The 23,335-nt window shown below is 45.1% G+C and carries 20 protein-coding genes; 9 read left to right on the top strand and 11 right to left on the bottom strand.

Annotated features, from left to right (window positions below; translation table 11 throughout):
* Positions 1–123: 123 nt before the first annotated feature.
* The 3 genes from menC to ACQEXT_RS02055 all read left to right on the top strand — a co-directional run bounded on the left by menC (position 124) and on the right by ACQEXT_RS02055 (position 2,748).
* A complete protein-coding gene (menC, locus tag ACQEXT_RS02065; RefSeq protein ID WP_426950414.1) occupies positions 124–1,113 on the top strand; it encodes an o-succinylbenzoate synthase in 990 nt (329 codons plus the stop codon).
* The gene (gene menE, locus ACQEXT_RS02060) at positions 1,110–2,480 is read left to right on the top strand and encodes an o-succinylbenzoate--CoA ligase (RefSeq protein WP_426950412.1); all 1,371 of its coding nucleotides are present in this window, start codon (positions 1,110–1,112) and stop codon (positions 2,478–2,480) included. The genes menC and menE overlap by 4 nt, the downstream gene beginning before the upstream one ends.
* Positions 2,481–2,574: 94 nt before the next feature.
* Positions 2,575–2,748: a hypothetical protein gene (locus ACQEXT_RS02055; protein WP_426950411.1), complete on the top strand. Its 174-nt coding sequence runs from the start codon at positions 2,575–2,577 to the stop codon at positions 2,746–2,748.
* Here the strand turns inward: ACQEXT_RS02055 and ACQEXT_RS02050 are convergent.
* The 3 genes from ACQEXT_RS02050 to ACQEXT_RS02040 all read right to left on the bottom strand — a co-directional run bounded on the left by ACQEXT_RS02050 (position 2,745) and on the right by ACQEXT_RS02040 (position 6,274).
* Positions 2,745–3,668 (bottom strand): YeiH family protein, encoded by a 924-nt coding sequence (locus tag ACQEXT_RS02050; RefSeq protein WP_426950409.1) that lies wholly within the window; start codon positions 3,666–3,668, stop codon positions 2,745–2,747. The genes ACQEXT_RS02055 and ACQEXT_RS02050 overlap by 4 nt on opposite strands.
* Before the next feature lie 119 nt (positions 3,669–3,787).
* Positions 3,788–5,659, bottom strand: a complete 1,872-nt coding sequence (locus ACQEXT_RS02045; RefSeq protein WP_426950408.1) for an MFS transporter — start codon at positions 5,657–5,659, stop codon at positions 3,788–3,790.
* Positions 5,660–5,683: 24 nt separating this feature from the next.
* Positions 5,684–6,274, bottom strand: coding sequence for a TetR/AcrR family transcriptional regulator (locus ACQEXT_RS02040; RefSeq protein ID WP_269375988.1), 591 nt, complete (start codon positions 6,272–6,274; stop codon positions 5,684–5,686).
* A 193-nt stretch (positions 6,275–6,467) separates the two neighbouring features.
* Between ACQEXT_RS02040 and ACQEXT_RS02035 the strand changes: the two genes are divergently transcribed.
* Together ACQEXT_RS02035 and ACQEXT_RS02030 are read left to right on the top strand one after the other, a co-directional pair.
* Entirely contained in the window at positions 6,468–7,340 is an 873-nt protein-coding gene (locus tag ACQEXT_RS02035) for a Tim44 domain-containing protein (protein ID WP_426950407.1), read from the top strand.
* Between the two features lie 125 nt (positions 7,341–7,465).
* A complete protein-coding gene (locus ACQEXT_RS02030; protein ID WP_171052124.1) occupies positions 7,466–7,786 on the top strand; it encodes a DUF1244 domain-containing protein in 321 nt (106 codons plus the stop codon).
* Between the two features lie 72 nt (positions 7,787–7,858).
* On the opposite strand, the gene ACQEXT_RS02025 is transcribed toward ACQEXT_RS02030, so the two are convergent.
* The gene (locus tag ACQEXT_RS02025) at positions 7,859–8,926 is read right to left on the bottom strand and encodes a PLP-dependent cysteine synthase family protein (protein ID WP_138970834.1); all 1,068 of its coding nucleotides are present in this window, start codon (positions 8,924–8,926) and stop codon (positions 7,859–7,861) included.
* A 117-nt stretch (positions 8,927–9,043) separates the two neighbouring features.
* Between ACQEXT_RS02025 and ACQEXT_RS02020 the strand changes: the two genes are divergently transcribed.
* Positions 9,044–9,517: an Lrp/AsnC family transcriptional regulator gene (locus ACQEXT_RS02020; protein WP_171052125.1), complete on the top strand. Its 474-nt coding sequence runs from the start codon at positions 9,044–9,046 to the stop codon at positions 9,515–9,517.
* Positions 9,518–9,544: 27 nt separating this feature from the next.
* Here ACQEXT_RS02020 and tesB read toward each other — a convergent pair whose 3' ends face one another.
* Positions 9,545–10,405: an acyl-CoA thioesterase II gene (tesB, locus tag ACQEXT_RS02015; RefSeq protein ID WP_331417276.1), complete on the bottom strand. Its 861-nt coding sequence runs from the start codon at positions 10,403–10,405 to the stop codon at positions 9,545–9,547.
* A gap of 194 nt (positions 10,406–10,599) precedes the next feature.
* Between tesB and ACQEXT_RS02010 the strand changes: the two genes are divergently transcribed.
* Complete coding sequence (locus tag ACQEXT_RS02010) at positions 10,600–11,025, top strand: YbaY family lipoprotein (RefSeq protein ID WP_138970836.1); 426 nt, start codon at positions 10,600–10,602, stop codon at positions 11,023–11,025.
* A 177-nt stretch (positions 11,026–11,202) separates the two neighbouring features.
* A complete protein-coding gene (locus ACQEXT_RS02005) occupies positions 11,203–12,909 on the top strand; it encodes an autotransporter assembly complex protein TamA (RefSeq protein ID WP_426950405.1) in 1,707 nt (568 codons plus the stop codon).
* 47 nt (positions 12,910–12,956) lie between these two features.
* Here the strand turns inward: ACQEXT_RS02005 and ACQEXT_RS02000 are convergent, their stop codons facing one another.
* The 6 genes from ACQEXT_RS02000 to ACQEXT_RS01975 all read right to left on the bottom strand — a co-directional run bounded on the left by ACQEXT_RS02000 (position 12,957) and on the right by ACQEXT_RS01975 (position 21,190).
* Positions 12,957–14,408 carry a phospholipase D family protein gene (locus tag ACQEXT_RS02000; protein ID WP_426950404.1) on the bottom strand — a complete coding sequence of 484 codons (1,452 nt, stop codon included), beginning with the start codon at positions 14,406–14,408 and terminating at the stop codon, positions 12,957–12,959.
* A 101-nt stretch (positions 14,409–14,509) separates the two neighbouring features.
* A complete protein-coding gene (locus ACQEXT_RS01995; protein WP_426950403.1) occupies positions 14,510–16,549 on the bottom strand; it encodes a carboxylesterase family protein in 2,040 nt (679 codons plus the stop codon).
* A 233-nt stretch (positions 16,550–16,782) separates the two neighbouring features.
* Complete coding sequence (locus tag ACQEXT_RS01990) at positions 16,783–18,435, bottom strand: hypothetical protein (RefSeq protein WP_426950402.1); 1,653 nt, start codon at positions 18,433–18,435, stop codon at positions 16,783–16,785.
* A gap of 302 nt (positions 18,436–18,737) precedes the next feature.
* A complete protein-coding gene (locus ACQEXT_RS01985) occupies positions 18,738–20,093 on the bottom strand; it encodes an FUSC family protein (protein WP_426950401.1) in 1,356 nt (451 codons plus the stop codon).
* Positions 20,094–20,106: 13 nt separating this feature from the next.
* Positions 20,107–20,967: an HlyD family secretion protein gene (locus ACQEXT_RS01980; RefSeq protein WP_426950400.1), complete on the bottom strand. Its 861-nt coding sequence runs from the start codon at positions 20,965–20,967 to the stop codon at positions 20,107–20,109.
* Positions 20,968–20,977: 10 nt separating this feature from the next.
* Entirely contained in the window at positions 20,978–21,190 is a 213-nt protein-coding gene (locus tag ACQEXT_RS01975) for a DUF1656 domain-containing protein (RefSeq protein WP_426950399.1), read from the bottom strand.
* A 424-nt stretch (positions 21,191–21,614) separates the two neighbouring features.
* On the opposite strand from ACQEXT_RS01975, the gene aspT reads away from it, so the two are divergent.
* On the top strand, positions 21,615–23,330 hold the full coding sequence (aspT, locus tag ACQEXT_RS01970; RefSeq protein WP_426950398.1) for an aspartate-alanine antiporter: 1,716 nt from the start codon (positions 21,615–21,617) through the stop codon (positions 23,328–23,330).
* The last annotated feature ends 5 nt before the right edge of the window (positions 23,331–23,335 follow it).

Raw genomic sequence — 23,335 nt, 5'->3', positions numbered from 1 at the left:
GAGGATGCGTCATCTTTCACGTCCTCGACTTGCTGTAGAAGCGATAACCTAGATGTTTGCAGACGAACGGGTGAAATATCCAATGCATGCTACATTTATATCAATAATGAAAAGGATATTGCTATGAGATCAGCCAAACTCTATCGCTATGAACTGCCGATGGACAGCGGTGTGATACTGCGTGATCAGAGGTTGAAACAGCGCGAAGGTTTTGTCGTAGAGTTAGCGCTTGACGGTGACACTGGTCTTGGTGAAGTTGCTCCTCTTGCGGGTTTTAGTATTGAGACCATGGATGAAGCCTATTCACAGCTCGTCGAGCAACTGGCTTTGTGGCAACAAGGCGTGGAGTTTAATTTTGATGGTCTGTATCCATCGGTTGCGTTTGGTCTTTCAATGGCGCAAATGGAATTGATGCAACAGCTTCCACAGCACGGTGTGTATCAAGCTGCTCCACTCTGCTCAGGGGATCCTGATGAGCTCATTCCTAAGCTCAACGCAATGAGCGGTCAGAAAGTAGCAAAAATCAAAGTCGGGCTGTATGAGCCTATTCGTGACGGGATGTTAGTGAGTCTATTTTTGGAGTCTATTCCTGACCTCACACTAAGATTAGATGCCAACCGAGCTTGGAGTGCTGAAAAAGCGCAACAGTTTGCTAAGAAGATCGCGCCTTCGTTAAGAGGACGTATTGCCTTTATCGAAGAGCCCTGCCAAGTGCCGGGTGACAGTTTTTCTTTTGCGATTGATACTGGAATTGCTATCGCTTGGGATGAGACGCTTCAGCATGCGATTCGTCGCGATGATTTTAAGCTTGAAGATCTCAATGGTGCTAAAGCGATCGTCATCAAGCCGACTTTACTTGGCTCTGTTGAACGCTGTATCGCGTTGATTCAAAGAGCTAAGGAACTGGGGATCAAAGCGGTTGTGAGTTCGAGTATTGAATCAAGTCTTGGTTTAACTCAGTTGGCTAGACTGGCACATTGGCAGTTACCTGACGAAATACCAGGTCTTGATACTGTGGGTTTGTTCGCTCAGCAGCTAGAAGTTGCTTGGCCAGGTTGCGAATTGCCACTGACTTCATTGTCGGACCAAGCATTGATTTGGCAGTCAGAATGAAAGCAGAGTTATCACCTGTCAATAAATGGGCTCAACTGAGCCCATCTTTGTATGCTTTAGAGACCCCTGAGCAAGGTTACACTTGGCTAGAACTCGCCGAAAAAGTACAACGCCTAGCCGCATCTTTAGGTAAACAAGGCGTATCCGTTGGCGACCTAGTTACTTGCGTGGGTAAGAACAGTCCTCAATTGTTGCTGCTCTATCTCGCCTGCCTCGAACAGGGAGCCATTTGTGCGCTTACTATGCCGCAGAGTGAAAGTGAGCTTAAAAGCAAACTGGCAACCCTGTACCCCAATCCCGACAATGCTTACCTATGGTCGGATAAAGGTACACCTGTGCCTACGACGGGGTATCATGTTCAAGTGTCAGAGCTTGAAATCGAAGATTGGCACAGCCATTACCAAAACAAATCTATCGCTTCGATTGTATTTACATCTGGTTCAACGGGCATACCGAAAGCGGTTGCTCATACATCGCAGCACCATCTTGCCTCAGCGCAGGGTCTACTTGAAAAATTTCACTTCCAGCCAGGTGATACTTGGTTATTGAGTTTGCCTATGTACCACGTCTCTGGTTTAGCGATTGTCTATCGTTGGCTTGCGACTGGCGCCACTCTCAAAATAGGTACAGGTAATTTAAGCGAAGATATTTCGGATGTCAGCCATGCATCACTGGTCGCAACCCAGCTAAAACGCTTGCTCGATAGTAGTGAAACTCTGGCTCTCAGCCATGTTTTACTGGGGGGGAGTCATGTCCCTTTGGAACTAAGCCAGCAAGCCGCTGAGCGCGGGATTGAAACCTGGCTCGGATATGGAATGACAGAAGCGGCTTCAACAGTGACCGCTAAACAGATAGACGCAGTTTATAGTGCGGGGAGCGTATTACCCAAACGCTTGGTAAAACTGGATGGTCAGCGCATTTACATTGGTGGTGATACTCTGGCTTCAGGTTACTACAAGCAAGGAGTACTGACGCCAATAGATGAAAATGGCTGGTTTGATAGTAAAGACCTTGGTCAGTGGTTAGGTGACGAGTTGGTGATCATCGGTCGAGCGGACAACCAATTTATTTCTGGTGGGGAGAACATCCATTGTGAGGAAATAGAAGCAGTGCTCAACCAATTAGATGCTATCCAGCTAGCGATTATCGTGCCTATCGAAGATGACGAATATGGACATCGACCTGTCGCGGTATTGCAGTGTGAAAAGTTACCTGAACAAGCGGAGATTGAATTACTGTTACAACTTAAGCTAACTAAATTCAAATGGCCGAAGGCCTATTATCAGATGCCACTGGAACTGTTAGCGGGTGGGATAAAAGTATCGCGCCAAAAGGTTAAACAGTGGCTGGAAAGTCAACTTAGTTAATTTCGACATTTCATAGTCCAAATGTGAATTTAGCAATCTTATAACCTTAATTCATAATACCTCTATTGAGATATGGAATTGGATATAAGAAGCAATGAAAGCACTCTTGGTTATCGCCGTGTTACTTCAGATAACGGTTGCCCTGCAAAGTGAGGGTTTAGTCAGGGCATTAGCTGAGCTCTCGGCGTTTTTGCTGGTTGTTACTATCGCCTCAAGCACTAAACAGCAAAAACGTCAATCGCTAGAACTTGATACAGAAAAGCGTTAAACCAATGTAAGCCATGCTAATGACGTGGTTGAAATCAGTATCCACAAAGTCACACCAAACATCAGTGGTTTGGCGCCCGCCGACTTGAGTTTCTCGACAGAAATACCGCAGCCAATCAAGAATAAACAGACCACTAACGCACGTTTCGCTACGTCAAATATGCCCTGATAGAGCGCATCAAATTGGGGGAGGGCATCACTTACCGCGATCGCGACACAGTAAAACAAGATGAAGTATGGAATGGTGACTTTCTTTGAGTCGCTACGGAACAAAAACGCGCTGAACAGTGCAACAGGGATGATCCATAGTGCTCGAGCCAGTTTAAGCGTTGTCGCCGTTGTCAGTGCTTCTTCACCATAAGCAGACGCGGCACCAACCACGGATGAGGTATCATGAATCGCGATGGCTGCCCAGGTGCCAAACGTGTGCTGGTCAAGGTTCAACGCATGACCAATCACCGGGAAGATAAACAGGGCGATAGAGTTAAGAACAAATACCGTCGCGAGAGATAAACCTATCTGTTCATCGCTCGCTTTAATCGCTGGTGATACAGCAGCGATCGCACTGCCACCACAAATGGCTGTGCCAGCAGAGATCAGATACCCCGTCTCTCTGTTGAGACCGATCCATTTTGTAACCCACCAACCAATTACCAAGGTACCAAAAATGGTGGTGACAATCAGGCCGATACCATTCGATGTTACCGCTAGGGCCTGTTCAAACTGAATACCGAAACCTAAGCCAACGATCGAGTAGGCAAGCAGCTTTTTAGTGACCTTGGCGAGATTGAATTCCGCAGGAACAAAGCCAAGCGAAGCGAGCAAGAAGCCAATCACAAGTGCAGTAGGAGAGGTGATAAAAGGGGTCAGGCAAACTGCAAGAGCAAGCCAAAATGGCAACTGTTTGGTAAGCTTATTCATTATTGATTTGGTGAGTTGAGATCAACCGCAAGTGTAGCGTACCCAAAGCGATAAATAGAGCTGAATGTTTTGAACGGCTGTTCAGAAAAACTGAACAGCCGTGTTTTGTTATGATAGACCTAGCGCCAGTCGCCCCTTAGTGTCGAGACCTTTTCAAACATCGTCTCCGTAGACGCTGATTTAGGGTCAACCGGCTCACCCACTTCAATTTCAATCTTTGACCAAAATCGCGTTGGTAACCCTTTACAGGCTGCCCCTTTATGACGGCTGAAGTAACTTCCCCACATGCCCTTTAGCGCAATAGGAATGACAGGAACAGGGCTACGTTTGAGGATCAGATCCATACCGCGCATAAATGGATTCATCTCACCATCGGAGGTCAAGCGACCTTCGGGGAAGATACAGACAATGTGTCCTTCGGCCAGTGCCTGATCCACTTCTGAAAATGCTCTTACTATTGAGCGGCGATTAGTTGCCGAAATGGGAATAACTCCCGCGCGCTTGAGAAAACGGCGCAAAGGAGGTGCATTGGCATAATCTTCTTCCATTACAAATCGAATGAGCCTTGGACAAACGGCGCTGAGCAACAAAGCGTCCATATAGCTGACATGGTTGCAAACCAGTAGAGCGCCCTGTTTATCTGGCAAATTATGCAGATTCTTATGGGTCACTCGGTACATGGTGTGAGTAAGTATCCAGACTAGAAAGCGGACGACAAAGATAGGGACTTGAGAAAACAGGTAAGTCGCCACCAACATGTTGAGTACCGCCAGCAGCAAGAATAACTGAGGAATAGAAAGGCCAATAACAGATAGGCAAATAATTCCTAGAATGGCACTACCGACCATAAATAGAGAGTTGTAAATGTTGAGTGCGGCAATAACCTGTGCCCGTTGATCGACTTTTGCTCGTTGTTGCATCAGCGCATATAGCGGGACGATAAAGACACCGCCAGAAGCACCAAGTAGAAATAGGTATGCAAATACTGGCCACAAAGGTTGGTATGCCACAAAGTCTGAAAAATGAGCAAATTCTGGTAACTGTTGTGGAACCGCTAACGCCATTAATGCGCCAAACACGGTGATCCCAAAACTGCCGAGCGGCACGATACCAACTTCAATACGATGGTTTGAGAGTTTGTCGCACGCTAGCGAACCTAGCGCAATACCTATGGAAAAGAGCGCAAGTAAAAATGAGACGGCACTTTCACTGCCATTAAGGTAGATCTTAGTGAAGTTAGGAAATTGGGTCAGGTATGCCGCGCCCAGAAACCAAAACCAACTGATGGCCATTAATGAGCGGAAGATTGTCTGATCTGATTTGGCGATGGCGATGGTTTGTTTGGTTTGTTTGATTGGTTGCCAACGGAACTCGAGCGTTGGCGCACTGGCAGGTGCTACAGGAATAGAACGGCTCGCGAGGTAGCCAAGCAGCGCGAAGATCACGACGGACGCTGCCGCGACGTATTTGGCGCTTTCAGAAGAGGCGATAACCCCCGCTCCAAGAGTGCCGATTAAAATCGCGAGAAATGTGCCGGTTTCGACTAAAGCGTTGCCTGGGACTAACTCATTGGGTTTGAGTTGCTGAGGCAGAAGCGCATATTTTACCGGACCGAAAAACGCAGATTGCGTACCCATCAAGAACAGCAGTATCAGCAGTATAGTGTAACTTTCGGTGATAAAGCCGATTGCCCCTAAACACATGATGCCGATCTCAGCGAGTTTAACCTTGCGAATAAACCAAGATTTCTCATATTTGTCAGCCAATACACCCGCGGAGGCTGAAAAAAGGAAAAAGGGCAGAATAAACAGACCTGCCGCGAGATTGATGAATAAATCACTGGAAATGGGTAAGGTACCTGCGCCAGCAAAAGCGACGAACAGCAGCAGAACATTTTTAAAAATGTTGTCGTTGAAAGCGCCGAAAAACTGTGTGACGAAATAAGGCAGAAATCGTTTCTGCCTTAGTAAAGAGCTTTGGCTATCAGACATTAGTGATCCTTAACATTTAGGATGTTACCAATTGGTCAGGTAGTTTGAGAGCAAATTCTCGATCAACTCCTTGCCATCGATAGGCTGATCGCTGAAGAACTTGTCATCGACGCTTAGTAGCGTAATACCGTGCACACCTGACCAAAGCACGCGACTTGCTTTTAGCACATCGGCTTCACTGCGATGAGGGGCAAGTGCTTGTAACAGGTGTTCTAGCATACCAGTCATGGCATTAATTCGTTGTGCTTGCCACTCCGGCAGCGTCTCGCCATTCATATTGTGCTCGAAGATAAGTTGCCAACGATTTGGATGGCGAAGTGCAAAGTCATGATAGCAATAGGCCAGTTCATACAGTGCTGACCGGTTATCTTTACTGCCGTTAACGACATGGTTGGCTTCAGATGATAGCTCGTCTAAGGTCTGCGCTACGACATGCAATAACAGTAAATTGTAGTTTCCGAACACATTGACCAGAGTACTCGGTACATAACCAATCATGGTTGCGATCTTACGCAAGCTAAGCTCATGATACGAATTGGTCGTGAGAAACGCCTTTACCGTTGATAGTGTAAGGGCGATGAGTTCTTCGCGAGTGTGATCGTTTCTTCTTGCCATGGTGAATAATCTAAAATGAACATTGTTCAATATTCTAATGAGCCAATGCCTATAGCGCAACTTTGCTAAGGACAATTTGCAATATTCTGATACATGTCGCGCCGACGTTTTTGTATGAATCTAGTTCCGCTGAGGGTAAGATGACATAATAAATAAAAATTCAATACCTCGATACGAACTTGAAAGGAAGAATATGAAACGGCTCTTTTCTCTCGTTGCTCTACTTATGGTCTCAGTGGCTATCACGCCGATTGCCGAGGCAAAGAAGTTAGGTGGCGGAAAATCATTCGGCAAAAGTCTTAAAACTGCGCCTGCGCCGAAACAGCAACAACAAAACACCAATACTATTGGTAAAGATCAAACAACTAAGACTCAAAGCTCAACCAAGAAAGGTTTGATGGGCGGCCTACTTGGTGGCTTGTTAGCTGGTGGACTGCTTGCTGCCTTCTTTGGTGGTGCATTTGAAGGTATCCAATTCATGGATATCTTGATCATCGGTTTGATTGCTTTTGTTATCTTCAAACTTATGCGTGGCATGCTTGGGGCAAAGCAGGGCAGTATGAATCAGCATCGTCAGCAGCCTGCATTCGGAGGTTCTGCGCCTAAATTTGAACAACCAAATGTACATAATTTCGAGCAGCCTCAGTCAGGTGCACAAAGCGGTGGTTTTGGTACTCAGAGTGATGTTCCTCATAACTACCCACCGGGTTTCGACCAAGCGGCCTTTATCAATGGATCTCGTGAACACTACCGTATCCTTCAAGGTGCTTGGAACCACAACCAGTTAGATACGATTGAAGAGTATGTTTCTCCAAGCTTATTTGAAGATCTGAAATCAGAACGTGAGAAACTCGGTGGAGAGCAACATACCGATGTGATGTATGTTGATGCTGAAATCGTGCGTGCGGATTATGATGCAAGCAAAGCGCAACTAAGCTTACAGTTTAGTGGTCGTTACCGTGACTCCGTAGAAGGTATTGAAGAGAACATCGAAGATATCTGGCACTTAGAGCGTGATTTAACCACACCAAATGCGCCATGGCTAATCGTTGGTATTCAAGGCTAATACCGATACCTAACCGTTAAAGTTTAACGCCCAAGCTCATAGCTTGGGCGTTTTTGTATTGTCTAAAGCTGTCAATGCTTGGTAGTATTTTTAGCCTAGCTAAAAATCATACTAAGGTAAGTAAAGTGGCTGAATTTAAATACAAAAACCTCACTCAAGAGCAGCAAGACAAACTGGATGCTGCGGCTTTTCGTCGTTTACTCGCGCATCTAGATGACAACAAAGACGTACAAAACATCGATTTAATGATTCTGGCTGGTTTCTGCCGTAACTGTTTCAGCAAATGGTACAAGGCTGAAGCAGATACCCAAGGGATCGATCTCGATATCGATGATGCACGTGAACGCGTTTATGGCATGACTTACGATGAGTGGAAACAAAACCACCAGCCCAAAGCAACGCCTGAGCAGCTAGCTGCGTTTGAAGCGCGCCAAAACAAGGGTTAATCAACCTGAGTGAATACAAAAAAGCCCCGTTACGCGTAGAGTGAACGGGGCTTTGACTTTTATCGTATTAGGCTAGCTTAATTGGCCAGTGACCTCGAATTCTTCAAGTTTGGCTATGTATGGCTGAAGGTCACCGATGTTCTCTTCAACCCACTCGGCGTTGTAGTATGTATCTAAATAACGTTCACCGCTGTCACACAGTAGCGTCACAATCGAACCTTTTTCACCACGGGCTTTCATTTCGCAGGCTAGCTGGAGTACACCGTATAAGTTTGTACCAGTTGATGCCCCGACCTTACGACCTAGGATTTTTTCTAGCCAGTGCGCCGTTGCGACGGATGCTGCGTCAGGAATAGTGCGCATCTCATCAACAACACCAGGAATAAAGCTCGGCTCAACTCGCGGACGACCAATGCCTTCAATTTTGCTTCCGCAATCGCCAGTCAGATTTTTGTTACCTGTCTTGAAATACTCATGGAACACTGAGTTTTCAGGGTCAACAACACAGAGCTTAGTGTCGTGTTGTTGGTAGCGAATAAAGCGCCCAATTGTAGCTGAAGTTCCCCCCGTACCCGGACTCATTACGACCCAAGTTGGTACTGGGTGATCTTCCATTTCCATCTGACTAAAGATCGAGTTGGCTATATTGTTATTACCACGCCAGTCTGTTGCTCGTTCTGCGTAGGTAAACTGGTCTATATAATGCCCATTCAACTCTTGAGCTAGGCGGTGAGATTCTGCATAGATCTGATCAGAACGATCAACCAAATGGGCTTGACCGCCGTAGAATTCAATCTGCTCAATTTTTTTGCGTGCGGTACATTTAGGCATCACAGCGATAAATGGCAGGCCAAGTAGGCGAGCAAAATAAGCTTCAGAAACCGCGGTACTACCTGAAGAAGATTCGATAATCGTGGTTTCAGGACCCACCCAACCATTACAAATCGCGTAAAGGAATAGAGAGCGAGCGAGACGATGTTTTAGAGAACCTGTCGGATGTGTACTTTCATCTTTTAGATAAATATCAACGCCTTCGATACTTGGCAAATCGAGTTTAATCAGATGTGTATCAGCACTGCGCTGATAGTCTGCTTCGATTTTTCGTACAGCATTGTTAATCCAGTTATGGTCGGTACACATAGGGTTTCTCCTTAGAATCGTTATAGCGTTAATGTAGCGATTATTAGGGAGAAAAACTTTGCTTTTTTTACTCCGTTTTGCTTTATTTGGAGAAAATAATTCTATAAATGTGATTCTATGGATATCGAATTAGACAAAATTGACCGAAAAATACTCGATCTATTACAAAGTGATGGAACATTGTCTCTCAATGAACTGGCAGACGCAGTCAATCTAACAACGACACCATGTTGGAAGCGCATGAAGAAGCTAGAAGAGATGGGGGTTATTCAAAAGCGAGTTGCACTACTCAATCCCGAGAAATTGGATTTGTCGTTCACGGCCTTCGTACTGATAAAAACCAGTGACCATTCCCATGAATGGTACAGCCATTTTGTTTCAACCGCTTCTGAGTTCCCTGAAGTGATGGAGTTTTATCGAATGGCGGGTGAATACGACTATATGATGAAAGTCTTAGTGAAGGACATGAAGTGTTTTGATCGCTTCTACAAAAAACTGGTCAACTCAGTGGAAGGTATTTCTAACGTGACATCTACTTTTGCCATGGAACCTTTAAAATACACCACGGCTCTGCCGATCTGCAGCGATTAAAAGCCTCCCGCAGGAGGCTTAATGGCTTTAGCTGGTAAAACGCATCACACCCTCTTGTACTGCGGTAGCAACAAGATCGCCATTACGATTGTATATTTCGCCACGGACCAGTCCCCGTGTATTGCTTGCAGTTGGACTTTCTATCGCATAGAGAAGCCAGTCATCGACTTTAAATGGTCGGTGGAACCAAATGGAGTGGTCAATGGTAGCGACCTGGAATTTCGGTGTCATCAGAGAGACACCGTGAGGGTGTAGCGCAGTGACAAGGAAGCCCCAATCAGATGCGTAGCCTAATAAATATTGATGGATAAGTTGGTTGTCCGGTACTTTGCCGTTGGCTTTTATCCAAAGATATTGCTTGGGATCCGCTTTTTCAGGTTTCAACGGATTCACCACTGTAACCGGTCGCATTTCGATAGGTTTTTCTCCGCAAAACGTTTTCTGCAATTTTTCTGGTAGCAAATGAGCAATGCGGCCAGCAAGCTCTGACTCTGACGCAAAGTGCTCTGGCCCTGGGATATCAGGCATCACATTTTGATGTTCAAACCCCGGTGCTTCGCCGTGATAAGATGCGGTGAGGTAGAAGATTGGACGCCCATTTTGAATCGCTTTAACACGACGAGTACTGAAACTACGACCATCGCGTAGGTTTTCCACATCGTAAATAATAGGTTTCTCGGGATTACCCGGATAGAGAAAATAGCTATGAAATGAGTGAACCGTACGATCCGCATCAACGGTGTAGCGAGCCGCTGATAATGCCTGACCGATAACCTGACCACCATAAACTTGTGGTAGCCCGAGGTTTTCGCTTTGACCTCTAAAAAGTCCTTCTTCAAGCTTTTCTAATTGCAATAAATTCAACAACTCGTTTAGAGGTTTACTCATATTTGTGACCTTCTAATACCATATTTGAGACCCATTTTACGCAGTTACTGACAAATAAAACAGCTGTTTAAATTTTAATTGTCATCATAGAACTAGCATAGTCAAAACTTTGTCAGTAATCGTTAGCGTACAATGACATTCATATAATAGCCTTCTATAATCCTCGTGAATTTAATTAGTTATAGAGAGGCTTTATGAAAAAGGCACTAGCGTTAGTAATGTCAGTGGTACTAGGTGCAGTATTGGTTGGCTGCCAATCTTCAGAGAAACAAGAGCAACCACGAGTGGATTCAGTGACAGGCACACTTGCTTACCGTGAGCGCATTGCGTTGCCGGATAATGCAGTGGTGACAGTGACTCTACAAGATGTCTCATTGGCGGACGCTCCAGCAAAAGTTATCGCTAAACATCGTTTTGAAACCAATGGTGCGCAAGTTCCTTTCGAGTTTGACCTCGCTTACGATACTAACAAAATTGAAGCTCGCCACCGTTACAGTGTGAGTGCGCGTATTGAAGTAGATGGTCAGCTTCGTTTCATTACTGATACGTCTTATCCGGTTATTACTGATGATGCACAGACGGACAATGTCAATCTGCGCCTAATCGGTGTGCGTAACTAAAGTTTATTTAAGTTGTTTCATGTTAATCCATGGACTGGATTTAGAAGCTGGTGTCGCTCCTACGTGAGTTTTAAGCGTTATATCTAAACTTGTAGGAGTTAATCCTACATACACGATTAACGTGATTTCTTGAGTGCGATTAGCCTAGTTGGGTGTCAAACCCGCTAAGGCAGATTTGTGGCTTCTCTCGTCCAAAAACTCGTTGGAATTTCTGTATGCGTCTTCATACCTTTTGGGGACGTATTGGCTGCAGAATTTACTATTCAAGGTTTATCTAAACCGCTAGAGAGTAATCTGGAATATTACCTCATGCCGTTAGCGAATACTTCAGCAAACGACATTCCCGTAAGTCAGCTCAGGAAGTTGGTTCGGTCAGCATTGAACCCTTATGGCTACTACCATTCTAAGCTCAGTGTTCAGAGAGAGCCAAACGATCTCATTTTATTAGATGTGGAACTTGGTGAGGTCGTGTTGGTAGCTAAATCTAATATCGTCGTATCTGGTGAAGCCTCAAACGATGAAGATTTCCTCGAGTTAGTCAATCAAGCCCAACTTAAACAAGGGCAGCCGCTACTGCATTCTGAGTACGATACGCTGAAACGAAAATTGACTTCATTAGCCCAGAAAAAAGGTTACTTGGATGGGCGCTTTATCGAATCGTCTTTGGAAGTCATCCCGAGCATGAGTCAAGCAAATGTGAACCTACATTTCTCGAGTGGTTCTCGTTACCAGTTTGGTACGTTATCGATACCAACATCGGGTATTGAGCCAGCTCGAATAGAAGTGATGCGAACGTTTGAGCGGGGGGACGGTTTCGACACCTTGAAATTGAACCAATATCAAACAAATCTCTCGGAGACCAATTGGTTTCGTAGTGTCATTGTGAAAGCGGATTTTGATGGGATATCCAATACCCTTGAGGTGCCGATAGAAGTGATTGCAGAGCCAAACGCACGAAATATCGTGCAAGTCGGTGGTGGATATTCGACGGACTTGGGATTACGCGCTTCGTTGAATTGGACCAAGCCATGGTACAACACGCGAGGACATAGCTTTGAGACACAAGCGTACGCGTCAAAAGCGGAACAGTCGCTATTGCTTGGCTACAAAATTCCGACCCAAAATGTCCTGACGGATTACTACGGTATTCAGTTTGAATCTAAACATGTCGACTATCGTGATACGTCGAGTTTTTCCAATGATTTGTCGTTTGAAAAGCATTGGCAGCTAGACAGTGATTGGCAAAGCACTATGCACGTTCGTTATTTGCAAGAGCGTTATCAACAAGCGTCGGAAAATAACGACTCACAGATGCTATTGCCGGGAGTAACGTTTTCATTGCTTGATCGCAAGAATGATCAATTAGAAATAAAACACCGTCACGTTTACTCATTGGAATACTCGGATCCGAACTTTTTCTCGGATTCTCGTTTGCTGCGTATTGAAGGCAACAGTGTGCTGTCGTGGGATATCAGCGAAAAACATAAGTTTCACTTTCGTTCGAATGTTGGTATCAATGTCGCTGACGCTCTGAGTGATATCCCCTCATCATTACGCTTCTTTGCGGGCGGTGATGGCAACCTTCGTGGTTATGGTTATGAGTCTATCTCTCCGAGAGATGAAAATGGCGATTTAACAGGTGCCCGTTACATGTTCACTGCTGGTTTGGAATATCAATATCAGGTCTACCACCGACTATGGCTTGGTGCATTTTACGATGTTGGTGATGCCTTCAACGATAGCGTGGATTGGAAAAGTGGAACAGGGTTGAGTTTGATATGGAACTCAAAATACATGCCCGTCAAAGTGGATTTTGCTTACGGGTTAGATGCTCCTCAAGGAGACCAATTCCGAGTTCACTTCTCACTAGGCACGCAGTTTTAGCGTGCCTTAAAAAGGCTCTCATTCATGTGGATAGAGAGTTTGATGGCTCAGAGTTCGAACTCACCATTCAGTTGCTTGAATATCCAGTTAGGCGCTTTGTGCCATCCACCATAGTTTGGATTCTTAGTATGGGTTTCATTCATTGATTGCCACTGAGTTTGGCCTTGTCCATCTCGAGATACTCGCCAAAACAGTTCATCATGTTGCCGAGTTAAGTAGTGTATGACATGTTCTGCAAAGGTTTCGCTTTGGATCAGCACACCAAATTCCACATTGAGGAAGTCCGATCTTGGGTCGAAGTTTGATGAGCCTATATAAGTCAGCCGATCATCGAGTATCACGGTCTTGTTGTGATAATAAGTATCCGCATGGAAGTAGTGGTCGACATTTTTCGCTTTGTTTTTGTACTCCAGTATATGCACACCCTTGTCCAATAGGGTTTGACGGTGCTCCTCGTAATACGCCGGAATAAATCCAGAGTCGTTAGAGGCCGACGAGTTCGTCATTAACGTTACATCCGTATTTTGCTTCATTAAGGTATCAATAAAGGCAAATCCATTATTACCGGGTACCACGTAAGGGGTTGAAATCACCGCTTTGTTTGCGGTAGTTATTTGTTGCCAAACTTGGCGCTCTGCCCGCTTTCTAAAGTAAGGCTTGTTGTTCTCTAACTTTTTTAATGAATCGAAAACAGGGGTGACTTGCACAGTGATGAAATTGGGGCTGGTCAGTTGTTTAACCTGTTTTTCAACTTCAGCCAGAATGATGTTTCTGTCTATCTCCTCTTTATTGACGGCTTTGACAAACGCGGAATAGTTTGGGCTTACTTTAACGATATTTTCTATTGGTGTGACATGCTTGCTGTGCCAAAGCTGTTGGTAGTTTTGATCGAACGCTTGAATGATGCTGCCTTTAAACAACACATCCATATCAAAGAAGTTGGCTTTGCGGCTGTAACCAAAATAGTCGTTGCCAATGTTGCGTCCACCTAGAATCATCCATTGATGGTCGACGTTGAAATACTTCTCGTGTAGACGATTGTCCAAACGTTGTTGATGAGTAGAGAAGTTGATGGAGCGCCCAATCCAGCCTGACTTACGTGAATCAAACGGATTGAATAAACGGATTTGAATGTTGTTGTGAGCGCTGAGATCAGCAAGCCATTTCTCATTAAACACCAATAAATCATCGAGAGTGAGTCGAACTTGCACACCTCGATCCGCTGCATGTTTGAGCTCATTGAGTAGCATCAAGCCAAGCGTATCACTTTCCCAAGAAAAGTAGGTCATATCGATGCTTTGTTGAGCATTTCTTACCAGTTCAACGCGACGAGCAAAGGCTTCTGGAGCGGTAGGAATTAAGTAAACATCGGCTTGATGCTGAGTAGTTTGCCAATTGGCTTCAAAATCCGGTTCAACTTCAGGGTAAGGCTGGGCACAGCCGACCAATAGCGCGCTGAAGGTAAAGATCAGCAGAGCACGAAGGGCGTTAGGAAACATGAGTAAACCTTCCTAATTATGTTCAAGGAATAAGGATGAAAAAAGCCAGCGAACTGGCTTTTAGACATTCGGTAATGAGTTTTTAGCGACTGAGGATGACGTTACATGTGACTAAGAATCAGCCCAAGTTCCTCGAGACCGTTGAGGCGGCCTTTGCGCAGTTTTGGATCGATGCCTGAGTGATGAGCATTGTCCCAGTCTTGTGTGGATTGAATACCGCCATCGTTATCGATCAGCAATACTTGATCAGTCGCACTGTTGTATTGGAAGTCTTCGAATAGACGTTCGCTAAACCACATGCGAGAGAGTTCGTTCATCATTGCTTTGTCTTTATTACCTGGACGAACACTTGAACCATCGAGCTTTAATGCTTTGTTGAATACAAATGGTAGTTCCGATGCATTGCAAGCGCCCACAATACAACTGATGCTGTTGAGCAAGTCACCCACGTCTAAATCGCCGTTTTCACCTGTGGTGTCATAAGTCCAAACATTGAAGCCTGGTGTGTAGTCAAAGTAGTAAAAGCTTTGCGTTGCTCCTGTTGTTTCTTCACTTGAAACCTTATGACGGTTTGGACCCGTGAAGAGTAAGTCATGCAACGCGGTTTTGAATTGCTGCATGTTTTTGGTCGCACCATTCAGTTCGCTTTCATCGTTAGGGAAAAAGTCAGCCAGAGCAAGTAACTCAGAGGTTGAATCAGAGTTCCCCAAACCGAAGAACAACTTAGTCATCGCCTCATAAGCGGTGCTAGGCAGCAGCTCCAACAAGTCAGAAAGATCGAGTTCAACCGATGCCGAATCGCTGAGTAGTGAACGATATTCCGCGCGTAAGCGATTCAAGTTTGCTTCCGATTCTAGCCACTCCACCATGGATTCGACAATTAAGGTCTCATCGCCACTTTCAATGATTTCTGGCGCTTCTTGGCTCAAGATTTCAAGGATAGTAGGGATCAAAAACGTCAGGCTCGGCAGCATGCCCAGCGTGTTGCTTTCTGCGCTGTTTGAGCCAATCACAGTCGGTACGATCCACTCACTCTCAATAGCTTGTTCAATAAAGTGATGACCTGGTACTTCTTCCACTAGAAACGCTGGTGGGCGGTGCTCAATGTACGGCGCAAAAGGCATCAACGTGGCTAATGGGCTGTTGTCTCGTGTCGGGCTGATTAACGGAATGTTAGCCGCGGTCAGTACCCAGCTCTTGAGACGCTGAATAGGGTCAAGCATGTCACCCTGAACCTTCAAGACCTCATCAAGTGGTACTAATGCAAGATCTTCAATGCTTTGCTCTGGTCGTTGGCTCTTGGCAACATCGTAACTTTTGTACTCAAAGCCGTAAGCGTTGCTTTGCATGATGGCACGTTGAAAGTGCTTACCAGCGATTGCAGCATCGCCTTTTGATTGCTGCAAAATACCTACCGACATTGCACCAGCTCCTTGACCCATAAGTGTCACGTTTTGCGGATTACCGCCAAACGCCTCTATGTTTTGCTGAACCCATTCAAGCGCGTGTTTTTGATCGCCTAGGCCAAAGTTACCACCTTCTGGGTTATCCAAACCATCGACCCAAACACTGCCCAACAAGCCCAAACGATAGTTAAAAGTAACAGCAATAAACGGGTTACCATCGTCTGCACCTTGTGCAACAACCATATCACCATGAATTAGAGGTTCTGAGCCCGCGCCGTGTTCAAAGTCTCCACCATGAATAAAGACATAAACGGGTAAATCTGCATATGCTTCTGTCCCGGCTGGGCGCCAAATGTTGAGGTTCAAGCAATCTTCTGATTGTGTTTGGAACGTGGTTTTTAACTGAGGACACGCATCACCGAACTGAGTTGCATCAATGTTGCCTTCAAGCGGCGCAACAACGCTGTGCTGAAAGCGGTCTGCTTGCGCAAATTGGATACCTTTGAACGCTTCTACAGCGGCCAGTTTTTCATCTGCATCAAGAGGTGTGATGACAAGAGACTCTTTAGTCGCTTGAATGGTTGCATCGCCAATTTCCAATGTGATTTGCTCTGGTAGTAACGGTTGTAATGGCAGCGGATTGTAAGGCGCGCTAGGTTTACTTGAATCATCACCACAGGCAGCTAAGGCAATAGTGATGGTAATAGCTAAAGTTGAGCGATTGAGTAAAGTCATTGTTATGTCCAAAAAGTCATTTGGTGCGTGCACCGAAAATGTTAAACGGCATCTAACGAGCGACGTCCTGACGCTTTGGTATTAATCCGTGAATGGTTGGATGGCTTGTTGTATTGATGGCTCAAATGGTAGGGCATCGGTGACAGTTTCAATAATCGCCTTTGTAGGATGCAGTCCTACCATCTAATGGCCTACCAATGTGTGATTTCTATGTGTGCTATTTCTTGGTGCGATTAGAAGCGATAACCCAAGTTCAAGGTCAGTGAGTCGCGTGTTTCACCTTTGTTGTAAAGCATGGTCAAGTTGTAGTTCTTACCGATTTGCTTGTTGAAACCTGTCAGGAATGCCCACTCGTCAAGCTCGACACCGATGTCGTAATCGAACTCGATATCACCGCTTTTTACTCGGCCATCCATACGAGAGTCCAAGCCTTGGTATTCAGCACCCACAAAGAACTGAGTCCGGTAATCCACTAACTGATAGCCAAGCATTGGTTGAACGGTATAAATGCCGTCACCCCAGTCGTCTAAGCCCTTTAAACGTGTTTGAGAGTACGTGCCGGTAACGGAAGCAAAAAACTCTCTGTAACCAACTGATAACGTTGTACCCACACCGCGCAAGTCGTACTCAAGATGAATCGGCACATTGACTCGTCCGCGATTACATAGAGCAGACAATCCATCGCAGAACTTATCCCCCAAGCCTGGTAGACGGTCATTGAGCTTGTCTTTGAGGTATTGGCCTCCTTCGCCTGTGTAAGCTGCATCCACATTGGCATCGACATTGATTTTGCCGATGTAACCAAAAACATTCCAAAAGGGAAGGATGTTAACGTCACCACGAATACTGAAACTCTCTGCGTTTACAATACCCACAGTGTCTTCTGGATCGAATAGGTCGTTCAAACGTACGCCATCAATAACGAAATCGTTAAAAGGGATGTTCATATTCTGGTTACGGTAAGCCATCGACACGCCAAACGGCAGAGGCAAATCGATACCTTGACGGCGTACCATATCGCCCATTAACGGGAAGATACGATCAAGTTTTACACTGGCTTCTTGCATGCGTGGGTCAGAAACTTCGTTCAAACGTTTCTCATCCAACACTTGCACACCAATGTCATCCTCATAGATGGCAACAGGCTTAAGAGTGCTGACCACTTTGAGCGGTTTCTTTTTGCTTGAGCCAACGATTTCAGTGTGTTTGCTTGCAATCACAAGCTTGCCAGAATCCAGCTTTTGAAAGCGGATCTCTTGGTGGTACGTATCCACGTTGTATATGTGGTGTGTGAATGGCTTCTCGTTGGTAATGACCATGCGCTTTGGTTCGCCGTTGACAAGTTCGATATCAACGCTTAAGAAACGAAAATAGGCGATATCCTGCGGAAGGCCGTATTTCGAGTAGTTGAAGCTAACAATGACATTGCCGTTTTTATCTTCTTTTGCTCGTACCGATGAAGAATCAAAGCTCTCTGCGTAGTTGCGCAGACGGTATTCTGTACGCGTGAAGGTTTCGATTTCATCGAGCACTTTTTCGTTCTTATCGAGCTCGTTAGGGTTGTATTTGATGCGAAGATCGATATTGCCCTTGCTGTCTGTGCTCTTTACCAGAAACACCGAAGAGTCACGTACCTCGTTGCTGATTTGAACGGTTCGGTGAACATGCTCTACCAAGTGCTCACCTTGCACTAGAGAGCTGATGGCCAGTTTCGGTAGATCACGGCTGATACCGTATTTGTCGAATATCTCGCGACCTTGTTCCATAACTTCACGATAAGTTGTCTCTTCTGCGGCGAAGCTAAAAGTGGGGGTAGTAAGCATTAGTGCGCTCGCTAGCACAGTAAGAGAAGATGTCTTGCTAGCGCGTATTTCAAAAAAACTCATGACGATTTCCACTCTGAATAGCCTCAAACCTTTGAGACTCAGACAGTTAATGTGTCACTGAACATCTTGTTCAGTTAGATAGATGTGTTTGCTGTAATTGATGTTGTGAATGCAGAGTTTTTAATTGCATTTCGTTAATCAATGAGAGAATTTTATGAGCAGCAGAGCAATCCCGTTAATCGCTTTTGATGGATAGTATCCTCGCTTTATGGGTGAGGTAGGAATCGAGCCCAGCGAAAAAACAAAACGCCCCGCGGAGCAGAAGCAATGCAGGGCTTTAGTGTTAAAAACAGAGACGATAGCTAGGCGATAACGCGCGCACGGAACAGATCAGTAAATACCTTGGCAATCATCAAAATGATCAGAATGTTTACCAGCATCAGCAAAGGTGTTTCGATACGATATACAGGGGTTAAGTTGAGTGCACCCGATGTCAAAACAACCAGTAAATTAACGCCTAAAATTCTGTGCACCATCAGTTTTGGTGTCGCAAAAACTTTCCAAATTACGATGATGTTGATGAAGTAGAACAGCCCAAGTTGCCATAGCTCGGTCATCATTGGCATTAAGAAAATGTATTGCAGAAGAATCACTGTGCCAGTGCCTATTACACCAAAAAACGCATCCTTAATAATGCTTGGTGGCATGGTAGGGACGAGTGACGAGAATATGCCAGCCATCATCGGGAATATGAACCCGCCGGGAACCGGAAGATAAATCCAAATCAATAATGACGTAACGAACATGGAGATACCTTGCAGTACCTTTCTGCCATCTTCATGCCAATGTTGTATGAAAGTTCGGTGATCATGATGCAACATGGAGTCTCTATCTGTTTTTGCCACAAAAGGTACTTGACCGATTAAGGACGTACTAGGCTTGGCCATATCAAAGCATTGAAGTTGCTGAGCAAGAGTTGGCCAATCGATCTTACTTCGTTGCTGTTTTTCCACTTGTTCAAGCAGTCTCTCTTGGATCTGAGCCATTTCATTTAAGCGCAGGCGCCATAATTGACGATGCTCTTTCAAGTAGTAGGCACCAGTAAGTGGTAAGCTGAGCAGTTGGAACAATTTCTCTATGTTAGCGGTGTTGGTTTCCAGTGCTTTGATATCAATTTGGTTGGGCGTTTTCATGGCGTTAAGCAAAATCTCACGGCTTGCCTCAAAGCGGTGAATGAAGTTCTGTTCGGTATTAATCGGCCATACTAAACGGTACACCACAGAGAAGGAGATTACGCCAAGAATGGTTTCCTGCATGCGCAGTACAGCGAAGTGGAACGTTGCTTGGTTATCAAATCCCCCCATACAGGCGATGATCGAACACACTGAAAAACCGACGGTAAACACATCACCATATTTTTTGTCACTCGACATATAAATGCACACACCTAGAAACAAAGTGAAAAAGGTGAGAAACAAAAAACGGTCTTGAGAGAACATTGCGATTAGGAAAAAGGCATAACCGGTGCCCAATAAGGTTCCACGCAACCTGTTATGGCCTTTGTTTATCGAGTGAGCGAAGCTTTCATTCAACGCCATTACCCCGACAGCGATGGCTGCCCAATAAGGTTTCTCCCATTGAAACCAGAAGGCAAGGGAGATTGCGACAACAATGGATAGCGCAGCTTTGATCGCTTCTTTGGTTGAGGTGTTGAACATAACAATCACCTAATTACTTAATGATTTTAATAGAAGCGGTCATACCCACACGAAGCTGTAGATCGTTTGGCAGTTCATCCAGTTTTACTTTGATGGGAATACGTTGAGCCAAACGAATCCACTGGAAGTTCGGATTGACATTAGGCAGGAGGTCGTTGCCTGTGCTGCCATCTTGCTTCGCAATACCGTAGCCAATACTTTTGATTTCACCTTTCAGTTGCACATCGCTGTGCATCATCAAAGTTACATAAGCGGTGTCTTCAGGATTGACGCCAACCAGATCTGTCTCTTTGAAGTAACCTTCTACCCAGAAACTGTCTTCATCTATTAAAGCAACAATCGGAGAGTTTGCCACAACTTGAGAGCCTACTCGTAAGTTCAAATTAGTGATGTAACCGTTGGTTGGCGCATAAATTTTGGTGTAATTGAGGTTCAACTTCGCTTCTTCAATATTGGCTTTCGCGAGTTCTACGTTGGCGACCGCCGTTTCTACCGCATTGTTTAGGTTATTCAATGTCAGTACCGGAACAGCGCCTGGCGTGCGTTTTTCTAACTCGAGTGCGCGCTTTTCTTCGTTATTTGCTTTTGCTAACAGAGCCACAGCTTGCTTTTGAGTTGCCAACGCTTTGTGGTATGCCGCTTTATAGATGCTAGGGTCGATCTCAAACAGTAAATCACCTTGCTTCACTTGCGAGTTGTCTTCGACATACACGTTAATGACTTGTCCTGTTACACGGGGTGTTATCGAAACGATGTGCGCGCTGACCTGACCATCTCTAGTCCAAGGGTTGTTTGTGTATGATTGGTAGTAGCTGAAAATCACAGTGCCAGCGGAACACAGTAATAACAGAGTGATGAGATAACGTTTAATCACGGGATTTGCCTCAAAAGATGGTAATGAATTGACCAATAACGCCAGTAAAAATCACCATTAGGCTCAGCTCAGCGAGTGCAGGAAATGCAACGTATTTATGGAACCCCAGTTTTGTCGCAACGGTTCCAACCAAAATGGTGAGCATATAAGCCAATGTGATAACCAGCAACAAGGGTGGGAAGTAGACTTCGCCCCACACGAGTTCATGTGGCATTGAGTTCATGGTGTTTTTCTCTATTAACTTGATGAATGGAAAGATAAGGCAAATGATGATGGCGGTGATAATCGCATTTGTAGGGCCGAACCCATCAAACGAAAGGTGTTATGTGCTATATGGAGTGAATAGTGCAACCAAACAGTTTTTTGGACAGGGAAAATAAAAATAAAATTATTTTTCGATTTACCCGATGTTCATTACAGACCACTAAGTCATTCAATTTTCGATAATTATTTCTCAATGCTTGCTTTTGAATATGCGAAGTGATGGTTTCATCCTTCAAATAGGATTACGAGTTGTTAGTTTTTGTCCCTAATATTCGCTTCGAAGCAAACGAGATGCTTTTTAAATTAAATGATCCAACAAATATGAGTGGCAGATTATTCGTTAGATTATTTTGTTTTTCTATTTTTAATAAGAGTAAATTGTCATGGAAATTATTTCTAACCTTTTTGACATGGCACCATTTGTTGCTCTCTTTATAACGCTCTCTCTCGGTTATATGGTAGGTAAAATTACCATTGGTCGATTTGTTCTTGGCGGTGTTGCCGGAACATTATTAATGGGTGTAATTATTGGGCAATTTGGTGTTCATATTGATCCCGGCGTAAAAAGCATTTTCTTTGCGCTCTTTATTTACGCAGTAGGGTATCAGGGTGGTGCGCAGTTCTTCAAAGCATTGAACTTTAGAACTATCAACATTCTACTTTCTGCTGTTGTGATGACGGTTTCTGGCCTGCTTTGTGTATTAGCAGCAGCTTGGATGTTCGACCTAGATAGAGGCACGGCAGCAGGCCTAGCAGCGGGTGGTTTGACTCAATCGGCAATCATAGGTACCGCGGGTGATGCGATCGCACGTCTTGGCGGTGTGACAGAAGAAGCGAAGCACCTAATGCAAACCAATGTTGCAGTGGGCTACGCAGTCACATATATCTTTGGTTCGCTTGGTCCAATTCTTATGGTGACGTGGGTGTTCCCAACATTGATGAAGTGGGATATCCGAGCAGAGGCGATTGCTCTAGAGGAGAAAAACTCGAATGGCAAGCACGAGCTAGCACCGGGTGAATTCAATGCAGTAACGGCATTGGTTACACGAGCATTTAAGGTGAGCAAAGATGGCGGGCTAGCAGGTAAAACCTTAGCTCAGCTAAACCAACAATCGTTGGCTGCTTGTATTGAGTTAATTCAACGCGATGGCAAAGTGCTAGAGGCGGATAAATACACCGCACTGAAAGAAGGCGATGTCATTGTTGTCACTGGCCGTCGCCATGCGGTACATCAACTGCAAGCTGGTTTGGCAGACAACGAGGTTGTACTACCAGAAGGCTATGAAATTATTGAAGAAAACCGCCAGCTGATTGCTGACAACCGCAAACTGATTGGTAAGTCACTGCAAGAGATCAAAGAAGCATCCAATCAAGGTTCCATGCGTGGTATCTATGTGACGGATTACATTCGTGAAGGCCGTTCAATCGAAATGACACCGGACCTTGTGGTGAAGAAAAACGACGTCATTCAGCTTACGGGTACTGCAAAAGATATCAATCGCGTTGAGAAAAACATCGGTCAACGCATGGGCTCTTCAACCATGACGGACTTCGTTGTCCTTGGTATGGGTATGGTGCTTGGTCTGCTTATTGGTCTTATCAGCTTTAAGATTGCCGGTATCCCCGTCACGATTGGTTCTGGTGCAGGTTGCTTGATCTCTGGATTGATTGTTGGTTGGTTACGCAGCCGTAATCCACACGTTGCTCAGTTCCCTGTGGGCGCCGCGAACTTTATTCGAGATTTCGGTTTGGCGGCATTTGTGGGCATTGTAGGCCTTGAGGCTGGCCCTCAAGCGGTCGATACCATTAAAGAACACGGTATGTCCCTGTTGTTCCTTGGCATGGCCGTGACGATTATCCCTCAGATTATTTCGTTCTTCTTCTCATATTTTGTATTGAAGATTAAGAACCCAGTTGAAGCGCTTGGCTGCGTTACAGGTGGACGAAGTGCGAACCCAGCATTTGCTGCTTTGATGGAAAAAACAGGCAACGCAACACCAGTATTCTCATTCACCGTGACTTATGCAGTCGCCAATGTACTACTCACCCTGTGGGGACCAATTATTGTCGGCATTATTACTTTAAATGCAGGCATGTAATTTAA

The sequence above is a fragment of the Vibrio sp. TRT 29B02 genome, assembly GCF_050113655.1.
Lineage (GTDB): Bacteria > Pseudomonadota > Gammaproteobacteria > Enterobacterales > Vibrionaceae > Vibrio.
The sequence above is the reverse complement of the archived record's forward strand: the minus strand, read 5'-3'. Positions and strand labels throughout refer to the sequence as shown.